We start from the raw sequence: 22,867 nt of genomic DNA on the forward strand, positions 1-22,867 counted from the left end.
TGCGAACGCACAGGGAATTATCCGACAGGATATTCTGTCAGACTGTTTCGTCAGAGGCTTGCAGGTATTCAAACAATAAACGGCTGACAGGCGACAACGACGCTTCATCGCGTACGATCAGAATCAACCGGCGTGCCGCCCATTCATCCGACAGCGGCACCGCCTGAAGGCCCAGCGCGCGGCCGAACAATTCATAGGCTTTCTGCGGCGCGATCCCGATACCCATATGGGCCTGGACCATGCGACACATCGCATCGAAACCCGGCACACGAATGCGCACGCGCAACATTTTCCCGGCTTCACGGGCCGCCGCGTGGGCGCGCATGTTGATCGAACTGGCCACGTGCAGGCCGACATAATCACAGCCCAGCGTCTCGGCAAACGACAGCCCTTCGCGGTCGGCCAGCGGGTGATCCATCGGCATCAGCACCATCAGGTTGTCCCGACGATAAGTCACGCTGGGCAGGCCCTTGGTATCGGTATCACACGAGCAGATCCCCAGGTCCGCCACACCGTCGAGCACACCCTGGACCACGCCAGTGCTGGGCCGCTCTTCAAGATCAGTCTTGAGTTGCGGGTGCAGCGCGGTGAAGTCGCGTAAATCTTCAGGCAGGAACTGGATGATTGCCGACAGGTTGGCCAGCATCCGTACATAGCCACGCACGCCATGACTGTACTCGCCCAACTCCAGGCCCATCTTCTGCACGTTGAACAGCATCTGCCGGCCGTGATGCAACAGGGTTTCACCCGCCGCGGTGAGGCTCATGCCCTTGGCCTGGCGCACAAACAGAGTCAGGCCAAGCATTTTCTCCAGGTCCACCAGGCGCTTGCTGGCGGCCGATACGGCAATGGATTCACGGGCCGCGGCGCGGGTCAGCGTGCCTTCCTCATACACCGCGAGGAACAGTTGCAAAGTGATCAGATCGAGGCGACGAATCAGGCTTTTGGACAACATCACATACGCTCGGCGGCCAGATGGTTGATGTCGGCGGGGCCAATCACCGGTTGCGCAGCGCCATGCCGAACCACCGCCAACATCGCCCGCCCCACGGTCTCGGTACTCACTACCGAGGCCGGCCGCACACGACGAACCAATGACAGCAACGGGCCAATGACGTTGTAGAGCGTCTGGTAGAGCGCAGTTTTCGAACGCACGCCATGCAATGGCTGGATAATCCCTGGCCGCAATAGATACACCGCCTTGAACGGCAGGCGCAGCAGGGCGTTCTCGGTCTTGCCCTTGATCCGCGCCCACATCACCTTGCCCCGTTCGGAACTGTCGCTGCCGGCACCGGAAATGTAGACAAATGTCATCTGCGGGTTGAGCCGCACCAGGGTGCTGGCGGCGACCAGCGTCAGGTCATAGGTCTGGCGGGTATAGGTATCCTCGTCCATACCAACCGACGACACCCCAAGGCAAAAAAAACACGCATCAAACCCTTGCAGCAAATGCTCCAGGGGTTGGAAGTCGAACATATCGGCATGTAGCACCTGGTGCAGCTTGCCGTGTTCCTGAGTCAAGGCCGTGCGCCCCACCGCCACCACTTCCTGCACGTCAGCGGCCAACAGGCATTCACGCAACACGCCCTGGCCGACCATGCCGGTGGCACCGAATAGCAGAACTCTCATTAGCGGACCTCCGCGGCAAGCCGCAAGCTTCTTACGCTGGTTAAACGTAGGGTTTGGCTCACACATTAGCAGCTTGTGGCTCGAAGCTTGAAGCTTGCACGCGATGGTCAAAATGCGCTGCGGAAAATCTCTTCAATTTGGCGCTGATCCGCGCGCCGTGGATTGGTCAACCCACAAGCATCCTTGAGCGCGTTGGCGGACAGTAGCGGGATATCTTGCAACTTGGCCCCCAGCTCGCGCAGGCCGGCGGGAATGTCGATGTCCCGGGACAGGCAGCGAATCGCCGCGATGGCAGCTTGGGCACCCTCCTGCTCCGTGATGTGCCGGGTCTCGACACCGAGGGCGCGACCCACGTCGCTCAAGCGCGCAGCACACACGCTGGCATTGAAGCTCTGCACGTGAGGCAACAGCACCGCATTGCACACCCCGTGAGGCAGGTCGTACAAGCCGCCCAACTGGTGAGCCATGGCATGAACGAAGCCCAGGGACGCATTATTGAACGCCATGCCGGCAAGAAATTGCGCGTAGGCCATGTTTTCCCGCGCGGCCATGTCACTGCCGTCACGTACCGCCAGGCGCAGGTTGGCGCTGATCAGTTCAATGGCCTTGATTGCGCAGGCATCGGTAATCGGGTTGGCGGCCGTGGAGACGTAGGCTTCGATGGCGTGGGTCAACGCATCCATGCCGGTAGCGGCGGTCAGGCCCTTGGGCATGGCAACCATCAGCGCCGGGTCGTTGACCGACAACAGCGGCGTGACGTTGCGGTCGACAATGGCCATTTTCACATGGCGGGTTTCGTCGGTGATGATGCAAAAACGCGTCATCTCGCTGGCGGTACCGGCGGTGGTGTTGATGGCCACCAACGGCAATTGTGGCTTGCTCGATTGATCGACACCTTCGTAATCGCCGATGTGCCCGCCATTGGTGGCGCACAATGCGATGCCCTTGGCGCAGTCATGGGGCGAACCGCCGCCCAGGGACACCACGAAGTCGCAGCCAGTTTCCTGTAGTAACGCCAGGCCTTTCTCGACATTCTCCACATTGGGATTGGGTTTGGCGCCGTCATAGAGCACCGAATCAATATCTTGCATCGCCAACTTTTCGGCGATCATCGCAGCCATGCCCGCCTTGGCCAGCCCTGCATCGGTGACGATCAAGGCTTTGCGAAAAGCGTAATTGCGAATGGCGCTCATGGCTTCGTCGAGGCAGTCGATGCCCATGATGTTGACGGCGGGAATGAAGAAGGTGCTGCTCATGGTGATTCCTCGAGGTGCGTTGATGCCTACAGAATCAACGCAGCCCGCCTGCGGTATCTTGACCAGGATCAATGCCGGCCCGTGATAAAGTCACCGTCCAGCCGATTTTGAGTAGACCCGCCGCAATGAAGGATTTTCAGGATATCGACGCCGCCCTTGAAGACTGGAACGTGCTGCGCAGCACCACCACCTTTGCCGCAATCCTGATCGGTAACGGCGCCAGTCGCACAGTGTGGGAAGACTTTGCCTACGATTCGCTGTTCGAAAATGCCCGCACGGTGGAAGAAAAACCCCTGGGCGCCTCTGAACTGAGCGTATTCGACGCCATGCAGACCCGCAGTTTCGAGCAAGTGCTGGGCGCGCTGAAAACCACCAGCCGGGTCAACAAGGCCCTGGCCGTCAGTTCTGCCGCGCCGCGCAATCGTTACTATGCGATCAAGGAAGCGCTGATCAATACCATCCACAGCCTGCATATTCCGTGGCGTCTGGTGCAGCCGACAGCCCTGGATACGATCCACCGCGAACTGGCGAGTTACCCGACGGTATTCACCAGTAACTACGACCTGCTCAACTACTGGTCAACCCTCCATGCGCCAGGTATCGATGACCTGTTTCGCGGCGCCGATGCGCGCTTTGACCTGCGCCACACCGCGACCGATGCCACGCGTATTCTCTACCTGCACGGTGGCTTGCACCTGGTGCGCAACCTCGACGGCTCGGCGCGTAAATTGCCGTCCACCGACAGCACATTGCTCAGCAGCTTTGCCATCAACAACACGATCAAGACCCTCGACGACGTGCCGTTGTTCGTCAACGAAGGCCCGAGCGGCGAGAAGCTCAAGACCATCCGCAGTTCGGATTATCTATCGTTCTGCTACGAGCAATTGCTCAACCAATCAGGCGCGCTGTGTATTTTCGGGCATCACTTGAGCGAGCAGGATTCGCACTTGGTGGACGCCATTCGACAATCGAAAATCAATACCCTGGCGATCTCGGTGTCTGGCCGCAGCGAAGGGTTTATCCAGCAGCAGAAACGCCGTTATGCAGGGCTGTTCGAGGGAGTGGATGTGCAACTGCGGTTCTTTGCCGCGCGCACTCATGCATTGGGTAGTCCAGCGCTGTGCGTGCCCGTAGAGCACTGATCCCAACCCCAATGAGGATCCATTGTGGGAGCAAGCCCGCTCCCACATAAGCCCGTTCCCACATTTGGTCAGCGTTATTCTTCGCTGCTGTGTACCACCACCAGCAACTGCGCCTGCACCTCTCCGACCGATCTGAGCCGATGAGGCTTTTGTGCGTTGAAATGCAGCGCGTCGCCCCGCTCCAGAATCACTCGCTCATTCATGAAATCCACCTCCACCCGACCTTCATGAACGAACAGAAACTCTTCCCCCATGTGTTCCTTGAAGGTCTTGTCGCTGAACTCCGCCGGCGGATAGATGATAAATGGCAACAGGCTGCGCTCGCTGACCTGATGCGCCAGCACCGCATAACCCGGCGACGCCTCGGTGCCGGACAGCGGTTGGCGCTCGTGACTGCGCACCAGGCTGTAACTGTCGAGGCCAGCGTTGTCTTCGCTGAACAGCTCTTCAACCTTGACGTTCAACGCCTTGGCCAGCTTGAGTGCGGCGGCAATCGACGGCGTGTTCAAGCCCCGTTCGACTTTCGACAAATAACTCTTGGTCATGCCGGATTTTTCGGCCAACGCTTCCAAGGTTACGCCAAGTTTTTTTCTCAGTAATTTCAAACGGATAGACATGCGCAGCGATTAATCCAGGCAGGACGCGATGATTATTGCTTGCCAATGACACAAAGTGTCATATAGCCTCTTTAGTGTCATTTGCACGAACCCAACGACCTTGCGAGCAGCGGGAACCAGCAAATCGACGTCCATTGAACCACCCCAAAGGACACCGATATGGCCAAGACATTAGCACTCCCGAAAGAACAACTGGTCAAGCAAGCGCTGACCCAGATGCAAAATACCCTGGCGGATAATACGTGGACTGACCGGCAAAAGCTGGCCCTGACCTGCCGTATTCTGTTCGAGAACGGCCACGACTCCGGCCTGGCCGGGCAAATCACCGCACGTGGGCCTACGCCGGGCACTTACTACACCCAGCAGTTGGGCCTGGGTTTCGATGAAATCAGCGCCAGCAACCTGCTGCTGGTCAACGAAGACCTGGAGGTGCTGGAGGGCCACGGTATGCCCAACCCGGCCAATCGTTTCCACAGTTGGGTCTACCGTGGCCGCCCGGACGTGAACTGCATCATCCACACCCACCCCACGCACATCGCCGCGCTATCGATGCTGGAAGTACCGCTGCAGGTGTCGCACATGGACCTCTGCCCGCTGTATGAAGACTGCGCCTTCCTGGAGGCCTGGCCCGGCGTGCCGGTGGGTAATGAAGAAGGTGAAATCATCACCGCCGCCCTGGGCGACAAGCGCGCCATCCTGCTGTCGCACCACGGCCAGTTGTCTACTGGCAGCAGCATCGAAGAAGCCTGCGTGATTGCGCAATTGATCGAGCGAGCAGCCAAACTGCAACTGCTGGCCATGGCTGCCGGGACTATCAAGCCGATCCTGCCGGCGCTGGGACGCGAGGCCCATGACTGGATCTCCAAGCCCAAGCGTCACGGCGCCGCATTCAACTACTACGCTCGGCAGAACCTGCGTCAACACGCCGATTGCCTGAACTGAAGCCTTTTTCGACCGGAGACACTCCATGTCCAGCCCTACTATTCACGGCATCATCGGCTACACCATCACCCCTTTCAGCGCCGACGGCACCCGCGTTGATCTCGACGCCCTGGGTCACTCCATCGACCGTTTGATCGACAGCGGCGTCCATGCCATCGCCCCGCTCGGCAGCACCGGCGAAGGTGCCTACCTGAGTGACGCCGAATGGGACGAGGTCAGCGCCTACAGTATTAAAAAGGTCGCCAACCGGGTGCCGACCATTGTCAGCGTGTCCGACCTGACTACCGCCAAGGCCGTGCGTCGCGCCCGTTTCGCCGAAGAACATGGCGCTGACGTGGTAATGGTACTGCCGACTTCCTACTGGAAGCTCAGTGAGGCAGAAATCCTCGCTCACTATGCCGCCATCGGTGGCAGCATCGGCGTGCCGATCATGCTTTACAACAACCCGGCCACCAGCGGTACGGACATGTCGGTGGATTTGATTCTGCGCATTCTCAAGCACGTCGACAACGTCACGATGGTCAAGGAAAGCACGGGTGATATTCAGCGCATGCATCAGTTGCAGCGTTTGAGTGACGTACCGTTCTACAACGGCTGCAATCCACTGGCGCTGGAGGCGTTCGCCGCTGGAGCCCAAGGTTGGTGTACTGCCGCGCCAAACCTGATCCCGCAACTCAACCTGGACCTGTACCAGGCGGTGCTGGCCAACGACCTCGACAAGGCACGGCAGCTGTTCTATCGGCAGTTGCCCTTGCTGGATTTCATCCTCAAAGGCGGTTTACCGGCGACGATCAAGGCCGGTTTGCGGATGACCGGGTTGGAAGCAGGTGATCCGCGACTGCCGGTGTTTCCACTGGACGAACCAGGTCGCCAGCAATTGAGCGAGCTTTTGGTCACCTTGCGTTAAGCCAGAATCAGCACCGTAAAAAAGCCCCGGCACTCGTGTGCCGGGGCTTTCGCGTTTACGAAGAGCTGTCAGGTCTTGTCTTTGATGGTGGTTGTGGGACCGTTGGTCTTGACGCTTTCGATGCCCTTGTCCCGCGCGGCTTCCGAAGAATACTGTTCGCTGTTGCCGATCACCTGATGATTGGCGGCCTTGAGGTTGAAATAAGGTTGGCCGCTACTGGCGACCTTTTTTTCATAGCGTTCAGCTAGTGGACTATTGGTCTGGACCGAGGCGATGCCGTTTTCTGCCGCGCTGCGGGTGGTGTATAGCTCGCTGGTTAGAATAGTTTCCGCGTTGCCGGCCTTCAGCACAAAACGGAACTGCCCGTTACTGCTTTTTCCTAACTCATACCATCCAGCCATGGTTTACTCCCTTGACGTAAGAATGCGATCAACAACCTGTAGGATTAAAGGTCATGCTCGCTTTTTTGCCACCCAGGAGCACGCGGGGATGCACAAGTTGATCAGCGTGACACGGTTTTTCTGACGCCACTCATTCAGGCCAGATAGCCATCGGCCCGCAACAGGCTTTCCAGGCAATGATCGGTGATGGCGTAGAACGCCTTCAATTCCTCGATTTTGCCCAGCAACCGAGTCGGATCAACCGGCTCGGCGCGTTTGACCGCAAGGATCATCTTGTTCTTGTTGGTGTGCTCCAGGGAGATGAACTCGAAGACCTTGGTCTCGTAGCCACAGGCTTCTAGGAACAATGCCCGCAGGCTGTCGGTGAGCATTTCTGCCTGTTGGCCCAAGTGCAGTCCGTATTGCAACATCGGCTTGAGCAATAACGGGCTCTGGATCTGCAGGCGGATCTGCTTGTGACAGCACGGCGAGCACATGATGATCGACGCGCCGGAGCGGATGCCGGTATGGATCGCGTAGTCGGTGGCGATGTCGCAGGCATGCAGGGCGATCATCACGTCCAGCTCGCTCGGTGCCACGCTGCGTACGTCACCGCACTTGAACACCAGCCCGGGATGTTCCAGGCGAGCGGCGGCGTTGTTGCACAGGGTCACCATGTCTTCACGCAGCTCGACGCCCGTCACCTGGCCTTCGGCCTTGAGGGTATTGCGCAGATAATCATGGATCGCAAAGGTCAGATATCCCTTGCCCGAACCAAAATCCGCGACTCGCACCGGCTGATCCAATTGCAATGGCGAAGAGGTCAAGGCATGGCTGAACACTTCGATGAACTTGTTGATCTGCTTCCACTTGCGCGACATCGCCGGGATCAACTCATGCTTGGCATTGGTCACGCCCAGGTCGGCAAGGAACGGTCGGCTGAGGTCAAGGAAGCGGTTTTTCTCACGGTTATGTTCGGCTGACGGAGCCTCGCGCAACTGTTGTGGTTTGCTTTTGAACAGCGAGCTTTTGTTCTTTTTGCTGTACTCCAACTGAGCTTCATCGGTAACCGACAACAAATGCGCGTTCTTGAACGAGGCCGGCAACAGCCCGGCAATCACCGCCACGCCCTCTTGCAGGGCGAAGTTCTTGGTGATGTCGCGGGTCTTGTAGCGGTAGACGAAGGACAGGCATGGCTGGTCCTTGACCGTCAGTTGCTTGATGATCAGGCGCTGCAGGTCTGCTTCATCGCCAACGTACTTGGCCAGCACCAGCTTGATAAAGGTGTTTTGCCCAAGGCTCGCGCCCAGCAGTTCGATGAACTGGGCGTGATGATCCGGCGTGGGGCTGGCAGGGTTAGCGGTGACAGACATGAACAAAAACGCCTCGGGCAGGGAATGCCGGGCATTTTAGGGGGGATGGGGCGCCAGGGCACGGAGTTATTTGCCCAACGGTAGGATTGGACGAGCACTGCCGATCCCAATGTGGGAGGGAGCAAGCCCCCTCCCACATTAGGTTACGTGTGAGCTCGGTTAATTCAGGATGATCAGGCGGTTGGGCAACTCGTTGCGCGCGTGAGTCGCCGGTACATGCACCTTGAGCAGTTCGCCACAGGCTTCGATGCACGTGATAAACCCAGCCAGCGTCTGTCCCTGTTTCACCTGCTGGGTGAAGGCTTTGACGATCACTTCCCATTCGCTGTCATCCAGCCGTTTGGAAACTCCGTCATCCACCAGGATCTCCACATACCGCTCCGCCTCGCTGACAAAAATCAGCACGCCAGTACTGCCGACAGTGTGGTGCAGGTTCTGCTCCAGGAACTGTCGACGCGCCAGGTTCGACGCCCGCCAGTGCCGCACCGAGCGCGGGATCAGGCGGGTAGTGATTTTTGGCAGCCGGAACAGCAGGCACAACACAACGAATGTCGCCCATTGCGCCAGCAGCAAGGTATGCATGGTCAGCCAACCGGACAGGTAATGCACAATCCCCGGCACCACCAATGCCACCACACTGGCCCACAACAGCGGGATGTAGGCGTAGTCATCAGCGCGGGCCGCGAGCACGGTAACCAGCTCTGCGTCGGTCTGCTGTTCGACCCTGGCGATCGCTTCGGCGACCTGGCGTTGCTCGTGTTCACTCAGTAATGCCATGGTTGTAGATGCTCTTGAGTTATTGTCATTACCAGCCGCCCGAAGCCCCGCCACCACCGAAACCACCACCGCCGCCCCTGAACCCGCCGCCGCCACCACCACCGCCACCGCCACGGCCACTGCTGCTGAGAATGGCCAGCAGGATGGCGCCTACCGGCAGCCCCATGCGATTGCACAGCCACAGCACCACCAGCAACAGAATGAACAAGCCAATGGAGAACACCGGATTGTCCTGGGCGAAGTTGGGATCCGCCACATGGGCCGGCACCGCCAACGGCTCGCCGCCGACCACCTGGATCATTGCCGCCACGCCGTCACTGATGCCTTGGGTGAAATTGCCCGTCTTGAACTTGGGCGCTATCACCTGGTTGATGATCACCCAGGACTGCGCATCCGTGAGCACGCCTTCCAGGCCGTACCCCACTTCGATGCGCAACTTGCGCTCATCCCGGGCGACGATCAACAGCGCGCCATTGTCCTTGCCTTTCTGGCCTATGCCCCAGTGCCGGCCCAACTGAAAACCGAAGTCTTCAATCGGCAGCCCTTGCAGGTCCGGGACCGTGACGACCACGATCTGATCGCCGGAGGTTTGTTCCAGCGCCTGCAGTTGCCGGCTCAGTTGCTCGCGCACCGCCGGCTCGATCATTTGCGCGTTATCGACCACTCGCCCGGTCAGCGCCGGGAAGTCCGGCGCCGCCTGGGCAGTCAGGCAAAAGGACAGCAGCAACGCCGCCAGCCACCAAGCGCGCTGGCCCATCAGAATTTCACTTGCGGCGCTTTATCGGCATCAGCACTGGTGGCTTCAAAGTTGGCGCGCATCGGCAAGTCGCTGTACATCACGCTGTGCCACAAACGGCCCGGGAAGGTACGAATCTCGGTGTTGAACGCCTGCACCGCAGCGATAAAATCACGACGCGCGACGCTGATACGGTTTTCCGTGCCTTCAAGCTGTGATTGCAGGGCCAGGAAGTTCTGGTTGGCCTTCAGGTCCGGATAACGCTCGGACACCACCATCAAGCGGCTGAGAGCGCCGCTCAAGCCTTCTTGGGCCTGCTGGAACTGCTTGAGTTTTTCCGGGTTATCGAGGGTGCTGGCATCCACCTGGATCGAGGTGGCCTTGGCCCGCGCTTCGATCACCGCAGTGAGGGTGTCCTGCTCATGGGCGGCGTAGCCCTTGACTACTTCCACCAGGTTGGGAATCAGGTCGGCACGTCGTTGGTACTGGTTCTGGACCTGGGCCCAGGCCGCCTTGACCTGTTCGTCCAGGGTCGGGATCTTGTTGATCCCGCAACCGCTCAGCACAGTGCTGATCAGTAACAGGGCCGCGGCCTTCCAGCCCCATCGTAGATTTTGTGCTGCTTGCATGGTGTTTCTCCTGCCCAATCCTATGGAATTTGATGACTAACCCTATAAATCGCGCGCCTGGGGCATAATCCGCTGCCACTGGATTGCATCGAGCCAATCAGCTAAAAGATGCCCAGCGCGATAGAGAGTTCAGAAGTGTGCTGCATTTTTCTGAACAACACCCGAACAACAATAGACGTTCCCAACATTTTGGCCGAGCAGTGCTTCGCGTTACGCCGCGCAGTGCGCCAAAAAAGGATATTCATGAAAAACCTGTGTTTGCTGGGCCTTGTCGCCTCCCTGGCCAGTTACCCCGTGATTGCCGAGACCAGGCCCGCGGCGCTTAAAGACAAGGATGCTTTCGTCAGCGACCTGCTCAGGCAGATGACGCTCGATGAAAAGATCGGCCAATTGCGCCTGATCAGCATCGGCCCGGAAATGCCCCGCGAACTGATCCGCAAGGAAATCGCCGCCGGTCGCATTGGTGGCACCTTCAATTCCATCACGCGCCCGGAAAACCGTCCGATGCAGGACGCGGCCATGCGCAGCCGGTTGAAGATCCCGATGTTTTTCGCCTATGACGTGATCCACGGCCATCGCACGATCTTCCCTATCAGCCTGGCACTGGCCTCGAGCTGGGACATGGACGCCATTGGCCGCTCCGGGCGTATCGCCGCCAAAGAGGCAGCCGCCGACAGCCTCGATATTACCTTTGCGCCGATGGTCGATATCTCCCGCGACCCGCGCTGGGGCCGAACTTCCGAAGGGTTTGGCGAGGACACTTATCTGGTGTCGCGCATCAGTGAAGTGATGGTCAGGGCGTTCCAGGGCCCGAGCCCGGCCCAGGCCGACAGCCTGATGGCCAGCGTCAAGCACTTCGCCCTGTACGGCGCAGTGGAGGGCGGGCGCGACTACAACGTGGTCGACATGAGCCCGGTCAAGATGTACCAGGATTACCTGCCGCCCTACCACGCCGCAATCAAGGCCGGTGCCGGTGGCGTGATGGTGGCGCTGAACTCCATCAACGGCGTCCCGGCCACCGCCAATACCTGGTTGATGAACGATCTGCTGCGCAAGGAATGGGGCTTCAAAGGCCTGACCGTGAGCGATCACGGTGCGATCTTCGAGCTGATCAAGCACGGCGTGGCCAAGGACGGGCGTGAAGCGGCCAAGTTGGCAATCAAGGCCGGTATCGACATGAGCATGAACGATCAGCTCTACGGCAAGGAACTGCCCGGCCTGCTCAAGTCCGGCGAAATCGAACAGCGCGACATCGACAACGCCGTGCGCGAAGTGCTGGGTGCCAAGTACGATATGGGCCTGTTTGCCGACCCGTACCTGCGCATTGGCAAGGCCGAGGATGATCCTGTCGACACCTATGCCGAAAGCCGCCTGCATCGCAGCGAAGCCCGCGACATTGCACGTCGCAGCTTGGTATTGCTGAAAAACCGCAACCACACCTTGCCGCTGGAAAAGTCCGCGACCATCGCCCTGGTCGGCCCGCTGGCCAAGGCACCGATCGACATGATGGGCAGTTGGGCCGCCGCTGGCAGGCCTGCGCAGTCGGTGACCCTGCTGGACGGCATGAACGCTGTGATCGGCGAAAAAGGCAAAGTGATCTACGCCCGTGGCGCCAATATCACCAGCGACAAGGCCGTGGTGGACTACCTCAACTTCCTCAATTTCGATGCGCCGGAAGTGGTGGATGACCCGCGCTCGGCCCAAGTACTGATCGACGAAGCGGTCAAGGCCGCGAAAAACGCCGATGTGGTGGTCGCAGCCGTGGGCGAGTCTCGTGGCATGTCCCATGAATCCTCCAGTCGCACCGAGCTGAACATCCCGCAAAGCCAACGCGACCTGATCAAAGCCTTGAAGGCTACCGGCAAGCCGCTGGTGCTGGTGTTGATGAATGGCCGCCCGCTGTCGATCCTTGAAGAAAACCAACAGGCCGATGCGATCCTGGAAACCTGGTTTTCCGGCACCGAAGGCGGTAATGCCATCGCCGATGTGCTGTTCGGCGACTACAACCCTTCAGGCAAGCTGCCCATTACATTCGTGCGCTCAGTGGGCCAGATTCCCACTTACTACAACCACCTGACCATTGGCCGGCCGTTCACGCCGGGCAAACCGGGCAACTACACCTCACAGTACTTCGACGACACCACCGGGCCGCTGTTTCCGTTCGGCTATGGCCTGAGCTACACCACGTTCAGCCTGACGGACATGGCGCTGTCCTCCACCACTTTGAACAAGACCGGCAAGCTTGAGGCCACTGTCACCCTGAAAAACACCGGCAAGGTCGATGGCGAAACCGTGGTGCAGTTGTATATCCAGGACGTGACCGGCTCGATGATTCGTCCGATCAAAGAGTTGAAGGGCTTTCAGAAGATTCTGCTCAAGGCCGGTGAGTCGCGGCTCGTACGTTTCACCATTGGCGAAGACGACTTGAAGTTCTACAACACCCAACTCAAGTTCGCCGCGGAACCGGGCGAGTTCAACGTGCAGATCGGCCTGGACTCCCAGGATGTGCAGCAACAGAGCTTCGAACTGCTCTAACACCCGAGATACAAAAAATTGTGGGAGGGGGCTTGCTCCCTCCCACATTTGATCGAGGTGTGCTGTCTAGCCCCGTCGGTTCAACAGGTTGACCACCAACCGATCAATCCAGCCCCACATCCGTTGTTTCACCCGGCGCCACAACGGCCGGGCTTTCCACGCCTCCAGGCTGACCACCTGGCTCTGGGCAAAGTCACGCTCGAAACTGCCTTCCACCGCCCGCGTCAACGCAGGATCCAAGGCTTCCAGGTTGGCTTCCAGATTGAAGCGCAAGTTCCAGTGATCGAAGTTGCACGAGCCGATGCTCACCCAATCGTCCACCAGGACCATTTTCAGATGCAGGAAACAGGGCTGGTATTCGAAGATCTTCACCCCGGACTTGAGCAGGCGTGGGTAATAGCGGTGTCCTGCATAACGTACCGACGGATGATCGGTGCGTGGCCCGGTGAGCAAAAGGCGCACGTCAACACCGCGCCCGGCAGCCCGGCGCAGGGCGCGGCGCACGCTCCAGGTCGGCAGGAAATACGGTGTGGCCAGCCAGATCCGGCGCTGGCCGCTGTGCAATGCGCGAATCAATGACTGCAGAATGTCACGGTGTTGCGCCGCGTCGGCATACGCCACCCGGCCCAGTCCCGGACCTGTAGCCGGCACTTTGGGCAGTCGCGACAGACCAAAATGCGTGGCCGGTTTCCATGCACAGCGCTCATCGTTGGCCAGCCATTGACGGTCGAACAAAACCTGCCAGTCCTGCACCAGCGGGCCGCTGATTTGCACCATCACTTCATGCCAGTCACAGGTGTCTTGCCCCGGAGTCCAGAATTCATCTGTAACACCGGTGCCGCCGACAACGGCGACACTCTGGTCGATCAACAGCAGTTTGCGATGGTCACGGTAGAGGTTGCGCATCCCGCGCCGCCAGCGCAGGCGATTGTAGAAGCGCAGTTCGACGCCGGCCTCGATCAAGCGCCGCCGCAGGTTGTGGGTAAACGCCAGGCTGCCGTAATCATCGAACAGGCAACGCACCCGGATGCCGCGCTCGGCCGCCTGGACCAGCGCCTGGACCATCGCCTCGGCGCAAGCGCCTGCCTCCACCAGATACAGCTCAAGTTCCACCTGGCGTTCGGCGCGGGCGATACCCACCAGCATGTGCGGGAAGAAGTTCGGGCCGTCGATCAATAATTCGAATTGATTGGCGCTGCGCCACGCAAACACCGCGCCTCTCACGTCAGCGTGCCGTGAAAATCAATACCGCACCGACCGGCACCGACAGGCTGATATTTTTCAGACCAGCCAGTTTGCGCAGGGCCGTAACGCCGGGCAGCAAGTCAAAATCGGCGGCGTTCAACACCAAGGGTTCCAGGGTCACTACCTGGAAGCGTCGGTCGTCCAGGCGGGTTGCCAGCAGTTCAGCGTTATAGGTCTTGGTCTTGCCGTGCAGCGTCACGCTCAATGGCAAACGCAACTCCAGTTGCGCGCCGGCGGCCAGGTCGTTGATCGGCTGCAAGTTGATCTGCGCCTTGATCAGGGCATCTGGAAAGGTCTTGATCTCGAACAGTTGATTGCGCATGCGCTCGTCACGCAAGGGAATACCGCTGTTGACCGACTCCAGCTCGACCTCCAATTGCGCCGCACCGTTGCCGTCGACCTTGCCGTGCAGGACCAGGAAGCGCTGGACTTCGGCCATATGGGTGTTTTTGGTGGTGATGAATGACAGGCGCGAGGACTCGTTATCCAGGTACCACGCGGCTTGCGCGGGCACGGCAACGGCGGCCAGCAGCAGCAAGGCCAGGGGTTTGCAAAAGGATGCGTTGAACATAAAGACTCGAGGGCGAAAAAACCTGCACGAACCTTAACCGCATCGACGGTATTACGCCAACACCCGCTGCACGTCACACACTGTCGCTTCGAGGCTGGCCAGGTGCAGGCTCAACACCCGCTCCACCGGCGCCTGGTGCATCGGCCAGTGCAGCGCCATGCTGCCCACCAGCCGGCCATTGGCGCGTACCGGCAAGGCCACGGCGCGGATCAGAAAAGGCAAACGCACAGGGTATTCCCAATAGCCTTCGGTACGCTGGCCGAAGCCCTGGTGCTGGGATTGTTCACAGGCGCGGTATCGGTCGTCCGCGGCCACGCGCTCACGACAGGCCAGGCGTTGCACCTCATCTGCCGAAAGTTCGGCCAGGCACGCCTTGCCCATGGCCGAATGAAACAGGCTGGCGTGCTGCCCGACGATCTGGCAGTTGTTCGGATACAGCTTGCGCAACACCGTGGGAATCGCGCTTTCCATAACTTCCAGGCGCTCGCCGTCAAAACTCGACAAGTCCACCACCAGCCCGGTGCGCTCGCTAAGCTCCAACAGCCAAGGCGCTGCGCTTTCCACCAGCCGACGCTTGAAACGTTGCTGGGTGTCGCCAAACAGGCGTTGGGCGCTGAGACGATAACGTCGATCACTCAACCCCCGGAAAATCCAGCCCTGCTCCTGCAACGTCAGCAACATCCGCGACACCGTGGCCTTGGGCAGGCAGGTCAAGTAATGCAGCTCTTCAAGCCCCAATGCCTGGTGCTCACCCAGTAACTCGATGATTGCCAGCGCCCGCTCCACTGAACGCACAGTCCCCGTATCGGCGTTGCTGCCCATGGGACGATCTCCTGAATACCGATGGATGATCCTGATTTGACAGCAAGATACAGGCCGTGATTTTTCAGCCGTGGTTACTCAAGCATCCGCGGAGGGTACCGGCGCACCCAGCGTGTCAGCTGTTCATGAGCGTAGGCCAGTTGCAACACGGCTCGGTCCGCCTGGGCCGGGCCGATAATTTGCAGGCCCATGGGCAAGCCCTGGGGGTTGAGTCCGACCGGCACGCTCATGCTCGGCAGACCTGCCAGCGTCGGGCCGATCACCACTTCCATCCAGCGGTGATAGGTATCCATGACCTGCCCTGCGACGACGCGTGGCCAGGTTTGTCGTGCATCGAAAGGGAACACTTGGGCGGTGGGCAACAGCAGAAAATCGTAACGCTGGAACAACTTGGCCAAAGCCCGATACCAGTCGCTGCGACTGAGGGAGGCCTGGTACACATCCGCCGCACTCAAGCGCAGGCCACCCTCCACTTCCCATTGGGCTTCGGGTTTGAGCAAGGGGCGTTTCAGCGGGTCGGCATACACAGCGCCCAGCGCGCCCTGGACCAACCAGTGCCGGTGTACTAGCCAGGTGTGCCACAAGCGCTCCATGGAAAAATCCGGCTGGCAGCTTTGCACTTCACACCCCAGCGCCGTGAAATCGCCAAGGGCCGATTCGCACAGACGCAATACACCGTCCTGCATTGGCAGATAGCCGTTGTAATCTCCCAGCCAGCCGAGGCGCGCGCCCTTGAAGTCACGGGCCAACGGCGCGCCGAATACGCTTGGGTCGTCCTTGAGCGACAGCGGTGCCCGTGCGTCGTGACCGGCCTGGATGCTCAACAACCGTGCCACATCCGCCACGCTGCGACCCATTGGACCTTCGGTGGCCAGTTGCTGGACAAACAGCTCCGGCGCCGGCCCATGAGGTACACGCCCCAAGGACGGGCGCAAACCGAACACGTTATTGAACGCCGCCGGGTTGCGCAGCGAGCCCATCATGTCGCTGCCATCGGCCACCGGCAGCATGCGCAACGCCAGGGCCACCGCCGCCCCTCCGCTGCTGCCGCCCGCGGCCAACGAAGGGTCATAGGCATTGCCAGTGGTACCGAACAGGCTGTTGTAGGTCTGCGATCCGAGACCGAACTCAGGCACGTTGCTCTTGCCGATGATAATCGCACCGCTGGCCCGCACCCGCGCCACGCTGATGGCATCTTCGACGGGAACCTGCGCGACGAACAACGGCGAGCCCATGGTGGTGCGCAGCCCCTGGGTAGGCGCCAGGTCCTTGATCGCCTGAGGCATGCCGTGCATCCAGCCACGGGACCGGCCTTGGTCCAGCTCAATGTCACGAACCCTGGCTTCGGCCAGCACCTCCTCCTGGGCACGCAGCGAAACCAGTGCGTTGACGGCCGGGTTGAAGCGCTCGATCTGCGCCAGATAGGCCTGCATGACTTCATGACATGACACTTGCCGGGCGTGGATCGCACGCGACAGCCCGATGGCGTCCAGCTCAACAATACTCAAGGCTTCACCTCGCTGGGAACCGGCGCCGCTCGCGATGCTTTCGGCACCTCATGCATACAGTAAGTGCCCAGCAACGTCAGCACACAAGCGAACAGCACATAAAATGCCGGCGCCACGGGGGTGCCCATGACCTTGCTCAGCCAAGTGACAATCAACGGCGCAAAACCACCGAACAGCATCACCGCCACGTTGTAGGCCACCGACACCCCGGTAGAACGCACCTCAATGGGAAACTGCTCGGCCAAGGCCGTTGGAGCGGGACCGAAGAAGCCGCCGATGGCGATGCACAGCATGACTTGCATCACCAGCAAACGCTCGATCGACGGTGCCGCGGCAACCCAGACATACAACGGATAAACCATCACGAAAAACGCCAGGGTAAAAGCCATCAACACCGGCCGGCGTCCCAGGCGATCCGACAACAGGCCAGACAATGGAATCACCACTGTCATCAGCGCCACGGCAAACATCTGCACCATCAGCACCTGATCCAGGGGCAGGCCGAGGTTCTTGTGGGCGAAGGTCGGCATGTTCACCAGCACTACGTAGAACGACACCGTCGCCCCGCATGCCAGGCCCATGGACACCAAAATGCTGCGCCGGTGATCACGCAGCACAGCCATCAGGCTCGGCGCGGGGCCGGTGGCCTGTTTACGGGCTTCGATGAACTCTTGCGGGTCTTCCATATGTCGGCGAATCCACAAGCCCACCGGACCGATCAGCAGACCGAACACAAACGGCAGGCGCCATCCCCACAAGTCGAGGGTTTCGGGAGAGAAAAAGTGCGTGACCAAGGCAACCATTGCCGCGCCGCCAAACACCGCCAGGCATTGCCCGACCAATTGCCAGGAGCCATACAGGCCTTTGCGATGGGCCGGGGCGCTCTCCACCAGAAACGCCGTGGCGCTGGCGTATTCGCCGCCGGTGGCAAAACCCTGGAGCATGCGCGCCACCACGATCAGCAACGGCGCGCCCATGCCGATGGCCGCGTAGTTGGGAGCAAACACGATCAGTGCGATGGACACCGTCATCAAGCGGATAATCAGTTGCATGGCCGCCTTGCGACCTTTGCGGTCGGCGTACATACCCAGCAGGATGCCGCCCACCGGGCGCATGAAAAAGCCCACGCCAAAGGTCGCCAGGGCCATCAACAGCGAGGCGTACTCATCGTCCGAGGGGAAAAACTGCCGGGCGATGATGCTGGCAAGAAAGCCATAAACGATAAAGTCGTACCACTCCAGGGCGTTGCCAACCACCGCCGCGACCACTTGCCGGGTGCGGGACACACCTTTTATTGAAGTCTGCATGAGAACACTCCATTCAACCTGTTGAGGAAAGGTCCAGCGGCAGAAAAAGGAAGGTCGTCAGACAGGCTTGAGCCAGCTCTCGGCCAAGGCGCCCCAATAGGCGGCGCCGGTCAGCAGGATGTCGTCATTGAAGTCATAGGCGGGGTTGTGAACCATCGGGCGCGACACGCCGTTGCCGATAAACAGGTAGCTGCCGGGGCAGCGCTGGAGCATCCAGGCGAAATCTTCGCTGCCCATCAGCGTGGGTGTGTTGGGGTCGACAGCGGCTTCGCCGAGCAAGGCGATGCCCACTTGGCGGGCGAATTCGGTTTCTTCGGGGTGATTGACCAGCACCGGATACGCCGGGCGGTGTTCGATCTGCGCGGTACAGCCAAAACTCGTGGCCTGGGTCAGGATAATCGCCTTGACCCGCTCGAGCATCTGTTCACGTACCGGCGCGTTGAGCGCGCGCAAGCTTAGGCGCAATACAGCTTGCTGGGGGATCACGTTGGCAGCCTGCCCGGCTTGCAAGGCCCCGACCGTGACCACCGCGGCTTCCTGGGCGTTGATGTTGCGCGCAACCACCGTCTGCAAAGCCATGACCATACTGGCCGCCGCCACCAACGGATCCACCGTCAAGTGCGGCATGGAACCATGGCCACCGACACCTTCCAACGTCACGGTAAGCAGATCCTGGGAAGCCATCATCGGCCCGACCCGCAGCCCCAGATGGCCGGCGGGCAAGCCCGGCATATTGTGCATGCCGAACAGTCCATCGCAGGGAAACCGCTCCAGCAAGCCGTCAGCCAGCATCGCTTCGGCGCCGCCCTGGCCTTCTTCGGCTGGCTGGAAAATCAGGTTGAGGGTGCCGTCGAACTGACGTGTCGCCGCCAGGTAACGGGCAGCGCCCAGCAACATGGCGGTATGGCCGTCATGGCCGCAGGCGTGCATGCAACCGCTGTGCTGGCTGGTATAGGCGACGCCGGTATTTTCAATGATCGGCAAGGCGTCCATGTCGGCCCGAATCCCCAGGGTACGCGGGCTGTCGCCATTGCGCAGCACGCCGACTACGCCGGTCTTGCCGATGCCGGTATGCACCTCATAGCCCCAGTTTTCCAGGGAGTGGGCGACCAAGGCTGACGTACGGTTTTCTTCGAAACCCAACTCGGGGTGGGCGTGGATATCCTGGCGCACGGCGTGCAGGTCGCTGGCGACATCGCTCAGCCAATCCAGGATGTGCTGGTGTGGGCTCATGGTGACTCTCCTCGCAGGCGGGTATTCCCGTTCTTTTTGCGGCACGTTCGTGGCACATCGACAGATAACCGCGATGTACGTGCGAGGACAATCAAAGGTGGTTCCACCCTGTGGAACCTCAGGGAAAAAGGCGGCAGCCCTCGCGCTCGCCCAACCACCGCGCACTGTGCGTGCGCCCCAACCCGGATGCGGTGACTTCAGTGCGGCCGGGGTTATCGCTGAATGCGCTGACAGGCACATATTGCTTCACATACCCACGGCAATACTCGACCGGATTTTTCGCCACATAGCGGCACGAGCAATACTCCTTGGCCGTGTATGCCGCGATGATGTCAGGGAAGGCTTGCAGGTTGACGCGCTCGTGCCAAACCCAACCTGACAGGGCCAGCAGCAACAGCACAAACACACTGGCAAACGGCCGACGACGGATCATGGTTGCACCGCCGCAAGCACGCGTTTGAGCAGTTCATTGTGGCGGTAGCTGCCATCGCGGTCGTCTGCGTAGCGCACGATTACCAGCTGTTCGTCGGGCATCACGTACAGCGCCTGGCCCCAGTGGCCGAGGGCAGCGAACGTGTCGGCTGGGGCGTCGGACCAGGGGCGCGGGGCGCCTTGTATTGGGCGGTTGAGCCACCAATGACCGCCCGGTACCGCTTCGTCCTGGCCGGCCTTGTACTGCTCGAAAGGCTGGCGGTTGAAGGCGATCCAGTCTTGGGGCAGCAACTGCTGGTCACCCCAACGACCGTCCCGCGCCATCAACAGGCCGACACGCGCCAGGTCGCGGGCAGTGAGGTAGGCGTAGGACGAGGCGACGAAGGTCTCGTCGGCATCGGTTTCCCAGGTGGCATTGCGAATGCCCAACGGTTTGAACAGCGCATCCCATGGGTAACTCACGTAGGCCTTGTGACCGAGCATGCCTTTGAGCGCAGCGGACAGGATATTGCTGTCGCCACTGGAATAACGAAAAGCCTGGCCCGGAGCAACGCTTGCCTCGGTGTCTGCCGCGAACTCAGCCATATTGGCCCGACCACGGGTATAGAGCATCGCCACGACCGAGGATTTCAGCGGCGCATATTCGTAGTCCTCCTGCCAGTCCAGGCCCGAGGCCCAATGCAGCAGATCCGCCATGGTTACCGTGGGGTGCTGCTTCATCGGTGGGTAAAAGCGCGCGACGGGGTCAGTCAATTTAAAACGCTTATCGCCATAGGCTACGCCCAGCACGGTCGCCATAAGGCTCTTGCTGATGGACCAGGTGAGGTGCGGTGTGCTGGCAGTGGTGGGTGCAGCGTAGCGTTCATAGATGACTACGCCGTCGCGGATCACCAGCAGCGCGTCAGTACGAATGCCTTGGCGGGTAGTGTCGTCTCGCGGCGGGAAGGCGTAGGCGTCGAGGGCATCGACTGCGACGCCGACGAGTGGCGTACCGTTGGCCCAGTCCTTATCAGGCCATGTTTCAGCGTGGACGGTAACGGTGGCTAAAAGCAGGACAACGCACAACAGGCCTCTGACCATGGACACTCACTCAAGGTGCGTTCAAGCCCGCGAGCCTAGCCGAGGCCGATGACAGATTTGCTACAGCTCTGGGTTCAAAACGCCTGTCATCTAAGCGTCACCGTAACTTCATGGAGATGACACCGGGGGTACATAGCCTGACTTTGCACAACAAAGTCGACTGGCCGCAACCCTGGCCGGCACCTGGAGACTCGCCATGACTCAGATCGCCCGCATCAGCGACACCGGCAATGAACGCCGTCTGCAAGCCGAACGCCTGATCGGCGCCCAGGCTTTGCAGGAAGCCCAGGCCCTGCGTTTCAACGTATTCAGCGGCGAGTTCAATGCCAAGCTGAAAGGCGCGGAACAAGGGCTGGACATGGATGACTATGATGTTCACTGCAGCCACATTGGCGTACGGGACTTGAACACCGGGCGACTGGTGGCCACCACCCGTCTGCTGGATCACCAGGCGGCCAGCACCCTGGGCCGGTTCTACAGTGAAGAAGAGTTCAGCCTCCATGGTCTGCTGCATTTGCAGGGGCCCATCCTGGAAATCGGCCGTACCTGCGTCGACCCGGCCTACCGCAACGGTGGCACCATCGCCGTGCTGTGGGGCGAATTGGCCGAAGTCCTCAACCAGGGCGGCTACAGCTACCTGATGGGCTGCGCGAGCATCCCGATGCACGACGGCGGCATCCAGGCCCACGCGATCATGCAGCGCCTGCGCGAACGCTATCTGTGCAACGAACACCTGCGGGCCGAACCAAAAAAGCCACTGCCATCCCTGGATCTGCCGTCCAACGTCATCGCCGAGATGCCGCCGTTGCTCAAGGCCTACATGCGCCTGGGCGCAAAAATCTGCGGCGAACCGTGCTGGGACGAGGATTTCCAGGTGGCCGACGTGTTCATTCTGCTCAAGCGTGACGAGCTGTGCCCGCGCTATGCCCGCCACTTCAAGGCGGCCATGTGATGAATCGTCTTCGGGTCTACGGGCGGATCGCCCGCGTACTGCTGGTGGTCGCACTGGGCTTGAGCATGGCCACCGTCTTTGGTGTGTTTGAACGCCTGGGGATTGCCAACTCAATGGTCCGGCGCCAGCGCTGGTCACGTTTTTTCATGACCCGGTTGACTAACGCCCTGCCCTTTCGCGTCAGCGTTCACGGCGAGCTGCCACAACAGCCGATGCTGTGGGTAAGCAACCACGTTTCATGGACTGATATTCCGTTACTGGGCATGGTCACGCCGATGTCGTTCCTGTCCAAGGCTGAAGTGCGTACGTGGCCGGTAGCCGGTTGGCTGGCGGCAAAAGCGGGCAGTTTGTTTATCCGCCGTGGCGCGGGTGACAGTCAGTTGATCCGCAAGCAGATGACCCGACACCTGGAACAACAGCACCCGCTGCTAATGTTCCCGGAAGGCACGACGACTGATGGTCGCACCTTACGCACGTTTCATGGTCGGTTGCTGGCCAGTGCAATTGATGCCGAGGTGTCGTTGCAGCCGGTGGCGATTCGCTATCTACGCGATGGGCAGATTGATCCGCTGGCGCCGTTTATTGGCGATGATGATTTGCTCTCGCATTTGATGCGCCTGTTTGGTAATGATCAGGGCGATGTGGAGATTCATTTGCTCAAGCCGATTGCCTGCGCGGGTCAAGAACGCGCGGCGCTGGCGTATCAGGCACAGCAAGCGGTGCAGAGGGCGTTGTTTGGGCCGTTGCCGGAGACCGAACACGTGGCTGCTCGACCAGCGTTCGCAGCCTGAAGC

The 22,867-nt window shown here is 60.2% G+C and carries 23 protein-coding genes; 6 read left to right on the forward strand and 17 right to left on the reverse strand.

Annotated elements, in window-relative coordinates; genetic code table 11:
• Positions 1–37: 37 nt before the first annotated feature.
• From OQ460_RS18030 to yiaY, 3 genes are all read right to left on the reverse strand, one after another.
• Positions 38–955: a LysR family transcriptional regulator gene (locus tag OQ460_RS18030; RefSeq protein WP_410018745.1), complete on the reverse strand. Its 918-nt coding sequence runs from the start codon at positions 953–955 to the stop codon at positions 38–40.
• On the reverse strand, positions 955–1,629 hold the full coding sequence (locus tag OQ460_RS18035) for an NAD-dependent epimerase/dehydratase family protein (RefSeq protein ID WP_410018746.1): 675 nt from the start codon (positions 1,627–1,629) through the stop codon (positions 955–957). The genes OQ460_RS18030 and OQ460_RS18035 overlap by 1 nt, the downstream gene beginning before the upstream one ends.
• A 107-nt stretch (positions 1,630–1,736) precedes the next feature.
• The gene (gene yiaY / locus OQ460_RS18040; RefSeq protein ID WP_410018747.1) at positions 1,737–2,885 is read right to left on the reverse strand and encodes an L-threonine dehydrogenase; all 1,149 of its coding nucleotides are present in this window, start codon (positions 2,883–2,885) and stop codon (positions 1,737–1,739) included.
• A gap of 125 nt (positions 2,886–3,010) precedes the next feature.
• Between yiaY and OQ460_RS18045 the strand changes: the two genes are divergently transcribed.
• Entirely contained in the window at positions 3,011–4,027 is a 1,017-nt protein-coding gene (locus OQ460_RS18045; protein ID WP_410018748.1) for a DUF4917 family protein, read from the forward strand.
• A 74-nt stretch (positions 4,028–4,101) separates the two neighbouring features.
• Here OQ460_RS18045 and OQ460_RS18050 read toward each other — a convergent pair whose 3' ends face one another.
• The gene (locus OQ460_RS18050; RefSeq protein ID WP_410018749.1) at positions 4,102–4,644 is read right to left on the reverse strand and encodes a helix-turn-helix domain-containing protein; all 543 of its coding nucleotides are present in this window, start codon (positions 4,642–4,644) and stop codon (positions 4,102–4,104) included.
• A gap of 159 nt (positions 4,645–4,803) precedes the next feature.
• On the opposite strand from OQ460_RS18050, the gene OQ460_RS18055 reads away from it, so the two are divergent.
• Together OQ460_RS18055 and OQ460_RS18060 are read left to right on the forward strand one after the other, a co-directional pair.
• Entirely contained in the window at positions 4,804–5,586 is a 783-nt protein-coding gene (locus OQ460_RS18055) for an aldolase (RefSeq protein ID WP_410018750.1), read from the forward strand.
• A gap of 25 nt (positions 5,587–5,611) precedes the next feature.
• Positions 5,612–6,493: a dihydrodipicolinate synthase family protein gene (locus OQ460_RS18060; RefSeq protein ID WP_410018751.1), complete on the forward strand. Its 882-nt coding sequence runs from the start codon at positions 5,612–5,614 to the stop codon at positions 6,491–6,493.
• 68 nt (positions 6,494–6,561) lie between these two features.
• Here OQ460_RS18060 and OQ460_RS18065 read toward each other — a convergent pair whose 3' ends face one another.
• The 5 genes from OQ460_RS18065 to OQ460_RS18085 all read right to left on the reverse strand — a co-directional run bounded on the left by OQ460_RS18065 (position 6,562) and on the right by OQ460_RS18085 (position 10,388).
• On the reverse strand, positions 6,562–6,894 hold the full coding sequence (locus OQ460_RS18065; protein ID WP_410018752.1) for a YegP family protein: 333 nt from the start codon (positions 6,892–6,894) through the stop codon (positions 6,562–6,564).
• A gap of 134 nt (positions 6,895–7,028) precedes the next feature.
• Positions 7,029–8,246, reverse strand: coding sequence for a class I SAM-dependent methyltransferase (locus OQ460_RS18070; RefSeq protein ID WP_410018753.1), 1,218 nt, complete (start codon positions 8,244–8,246; stop codon positions 7,029–7,031).
• A gap of 159 nt (positions 8,247–8,405) precedes the next feature.
• Positions 8,406–9,023, reverse strand: a complete 618-nt coding sequence (locus OQ460_RS18075; protein WP_410018754.1) for a TPM domain-containing protein — start codon at positions 9,021–9,023, stop codon at positions 8,406–8,408.
• A gap of 28 nt (positions 9,024–9,051) precedes the next feature.
• A complete protein-coding gene (locus tag OQ460_RS18080; RefSeq protein WP_410018755.1) occupies positions 9,052–9,780 on the reverse strand; it encodes a TPM domain-containing protein in 729 nt (242 codons plus the stop codon).
• Positions 9,780–10,388, reverse strand: coding sequence for a LemA family protein (locus tag OQ460_RS18085; protein ID WP_410018756.1), 609 nt, complete (start codon positions 10,386–10,388; stop codon positions 9,780–9,782). The genes OQ460_RS18080 and OQ460_RS18085 overlap by 1 nt, the downstream gene beginning before the upstream one ends.
• Before the next feature lie 243 nt (positions 10,389–10,631).
• On the opposite strand from OQ460_RS18085, the gene bglX reads away from it, so the two are divergent.
• Positions 10,632–12,923 (forward strand): beta-glucosidase BglX, encoded by a 2,292-nt coding sequence (bglX, locus tag OQ460_RS18090; RefSeq protein ID WP_410018757.1) that lies wholly within the window; start codon positions 10,632–10,634, stop codon positions 12,921–12,923.
• 66 nt (positions 12,924–12,989) lie between these two features.
• Here bglX and OQ460_RS18095 read toward each other — a convergent pair whose 3' ends face one another.
• The 8 genes from OQ460_RS18095 to OQ460_RS18130 all read right to left on the reverse strand — a co-directional run bounded on the left by OQ460_RS18095 (position 12,990) and on the right by OQ460_RS18130 (position 21,121).
• Positions 12,990–14,147 (reverse strand): phospholipase D-like domain-containing protein, encoded by a 1,158-nt coding sequence (locus OQ460_RS18095; protein WP_410018758.1) that lies wholly within the window; start codon positions 14,145–14,147, stop codon positions 12,990–12,992.
• A 1-nt stretch (position 14,148) separates the two neighbouring features.
• Positions 14,149–14,739 carry a YceI family protein gene (locus OQ460_RS18100; protein ID WP_410018759.1) on the reverse strand — a complete coding sequence of 197 codons (591 nt, stop codon included), beginning with the start codon at positions 14,737–14,739 and terminating at the stop codon, positions 14,149–14,151.
• A gap of 51 nt (positions 14,740–14,790) precedes the next feature.
• Entirely contained in the window at positions 14,791–15,561 is a 771-nt protein-coding gene (locus OQ460_RS18105) for an IclR family transcriptional regulator (RefSeq protein WP_410018760.1), read from the reverse strand.
• A gap of 74 nt (positions 15,562–15,635) precedes the next feature.
• On the reverse strand, positions 15,636–17,069 hold the full coding sequence (locus tag OQ460_RS18110; protein WP_410018761.1) for an amidase: 1,434 nt from the start codon (positions 17,067–17,069) through the stop codon (positions 15,636–15,638).
• Positions 17,066–18,376 carry a citrate-proton symporter gene (locus OQ460_RS18115; RefSeq protein WP_410018762.1) on the reverse strand — a complete coding sequence of 437 codons (1,311 nt, stop codon included), beginning with the start codon at positions 18,374–18,376 and terminating at the stop codon, positions 17,066–17,068. Before OQ460_RS18115 ends, OQ460_RS18110 begins: the two co-directional genes overlap by 4 nt.
• A gap of 57 nt (positions 18,377–18,433) precedes the next feature.
• Complete coding sequence (locus OQ460_RS18120; RefSeq protein WP_410018763.1) at positions 18,434–19,609, reverse strand: M20 aminoacylase family protein; 1,176 nt, start codon at positions 19,607–19,609, stop codon at positions 18,434–18,436.
• 118 nt (positions 19,610–19,727) lie between these two features.
• The gene (locus OQ460_RS18125; RefSeq protein ID WP_410018764.1) at positions 19,728–20,042 is read right to left on the reverse strand and encodes an amidase; all 315 of its coding nucleotides are present in this window, start codon (positions 20,040–20,042) and stop codon (positions 19,728–19,730) included.
• Positions 20,039–21,121 (reverse strand): serine hydrolase domain-containing protein, encoded by a 1,083-nt coding sequence (locus OQ460_RS18130; RefSeq protein ID WP_410018765.1) that lies wholly within the window; start codon positions 21,119–21,121, stop codon positions 20,039–20,041. Before OQ460_RS18130 ends, OQ460_RS18125 begins: the two co-directional genes overlap by 4 nt.
• A 196-nt stretch (positions 21,122–21,317) precedes the next feature.
• Between OQ460_RS18130 and olsB the strand changes: the two genes are divergently transcribed.
• Entirely contained in the window at positions 21,318–22,073 is a 756-nt protein-coding gene (olsB, locus tag OQ460_RS18135; protein WP_410018766.1) for an L-ornithine N(alpha)-acyltransferase, read from the forward strand.
• A complete protein-coding gene (locus tag OQ460_RS18140) occupies positions 22,073–22,864 on the forward strand; it encodes a lysophospholipid acyltransferase family protein (RefSeq protein ID WP_410018767.1) in 792 nt (263 codons plus the stop codon). The genes olsB and OQ460_RS18140 overlap by 1 nt, the downstream gene beginning before the upstream one ends.
• Positions 22,865–22,867 lie beyond the last annotated feature (3 nt).

Source organism: Pseudomonas imrae, assembly GCF_046352735.2.
GTDB classification, from domain to species: Bacteria; Pseudomonadota; Gammaproteobacteria; order Pseudomonadales; family Pseudomonadaceae; genus Aquipseudomonas; species Aquipseudomonas imrae.

Excerpts from the sequence above, each read along its gene's own strand:
- OQ460_RS18030 (WP_410018745.1), bottom strand. The coding sequence starts at position 955 with ATGTTGTCCAAAAGCCTGATTCGTCGCCTCGATCTGATCACTTTGCAA.
- OQ460_RS18035 (WP_410018746.1), bottom strand. The coding sequence starts at position 1,629 with ATGAGAGTTCTGCTATTCGGTGCCACCGGCATGGTCGGCCAGGGCGTG.
- yiaY (WP_410018747.1), bottom strand. The coding sequence starts at position 2,885 with ATGAGCAGCACCTTCTTCATTCCCGCCGTCAACATCATGGGCATCGAC.
- OQ460_RS18045 (WP_410018748.1), top strand. The coding sequence starts at position 3,011 with ATGAAGGATTTTCAGGATATCGACGCCGCCCTTGAAGACTGGAACGTG.
- OQ460_RS18050 (WP_410018749.1), bottom strand. The coding sequence starts at position 4,644 with ATGTCTATCCGTTTGAAATTACTGAGAAAAAAACTTGGCGTAACCTTG.
- OQ460_RS18055 (WP_410018750.1), top strand. The coding sequence starts at position 4,804 with ATGGCCAAGACATTAGCACTCCCGAAAGAACAACTGGTCAAGCAAGCG.
- OQ460_RS18060 (WP_410018751.1), top strand. The coding sequence starts at position 5,612 with ATGTCCAGCCCTACTATTCACGGCATCATCGGCTACACCATCACCCCT.
- OQ460_RS18065 (WP_410018752.1), bottom strand. The coding sequence starts at position 6,894 with ATGGCTGGATGGTATGAGTTAGGAAAAAGCAGTAACGGGCAGTTCCGT.
- OQ460_RS18070 (WP_410018753.1), bottom strand. The coding sequence starts at position 8,246 with ATGTCTGTCACCGCTAACCCTGCCAGCCCCACGCCGGATCATCACGCC.
- OQ460_RS18075 (WP_410018754.1), bottom strand. The coding sequence starts at position 9,023 with ATGGCATTACTGAGTGAACACGAGCAACGCCAGGTCGCCGAAGCGATC.
- OQ460_RS18080 (WP_410018755.1), bottom strand. The coding sequence starts at position 9,780 with ATGGGCCAGCGCGCTTGGTGGCTGGCGGCGTTGCTGCTGTCCTTTTGC.
- OQ460_RS18085 (WP_410018756.1), bottom strand. The coding sequence starts at position 10,388 with ATGCAAGCAGCACAAAATCTACGATGGGGCTGGAAGGCCGCGGCCCTG.
- bglX (WP_410018757.1), top strand. The coding sequence starts at position 10,632 with ATGAAAAACCTGTGTTTGCTGGGCCTTGTCGCCTCCCTGGCCAGTTAC.
- OQ460_RS18100 (WP_410018759.1), bottom strand. The coding sequence starts at position 14,739 with ATGTTCAACGCATCCTTTTGCAAACCCCTGGCCTTGCTGCTGCTGGCC.
- OQ460_RS18105 (WP_410018760.1), bottom strand. The coding sequence starts at position 15,561 with ATGGGCAGCAACGCCGATACGGGGACTGTGCGTTCAGTGGAGCGGGCG.
- OQ460_RS18115 (WP_410018762.1), bottom strand. The coding sequence starts at position 18,376 with ATGCAGACTTCAATAAAAGGTGTGTCCCGCACCCGGCAAGTGGTCGCG.
- OQ460_RS18120 (WP_410018763.1), bottom strand. The coding sequence starts at position 19,609 with ATGAGCCCACACCAGCACATCCTGGATTGGCTGAGCGATGTCGCCAGC.
- OQ460_RS18125 (WP_410018764.1), bottom strand. The coding sequence starts at position 20,042 with ATGATCCGTCGTCGGCCGTTTGCCAGTGTGTTTGTGCTGTTGCTGCTG.
- OQ460_RS18130 (WP_410018765.1), bottom strand. The coding sequence starts at position 21,121 with ATGGTCAGAGGCCTGTTGTGCGTTGTCCTGCTTTTAGCCACCGTTACC.
- olsB (WP_410018766.1), top strand. The coding sequence starts at position 21,318 with ATGACTCAGATCGCCCGCATCAGCGACACCGGCAATGAACGCCGTCTG.
- OQ460_RS18140 (WP_410018767.1), top strand. The coding sequence starts at position 22,073 with ATGAATCGTCTTCGGGTCTACGGGCGGATCGCCCGCGTACTGCTGGTG.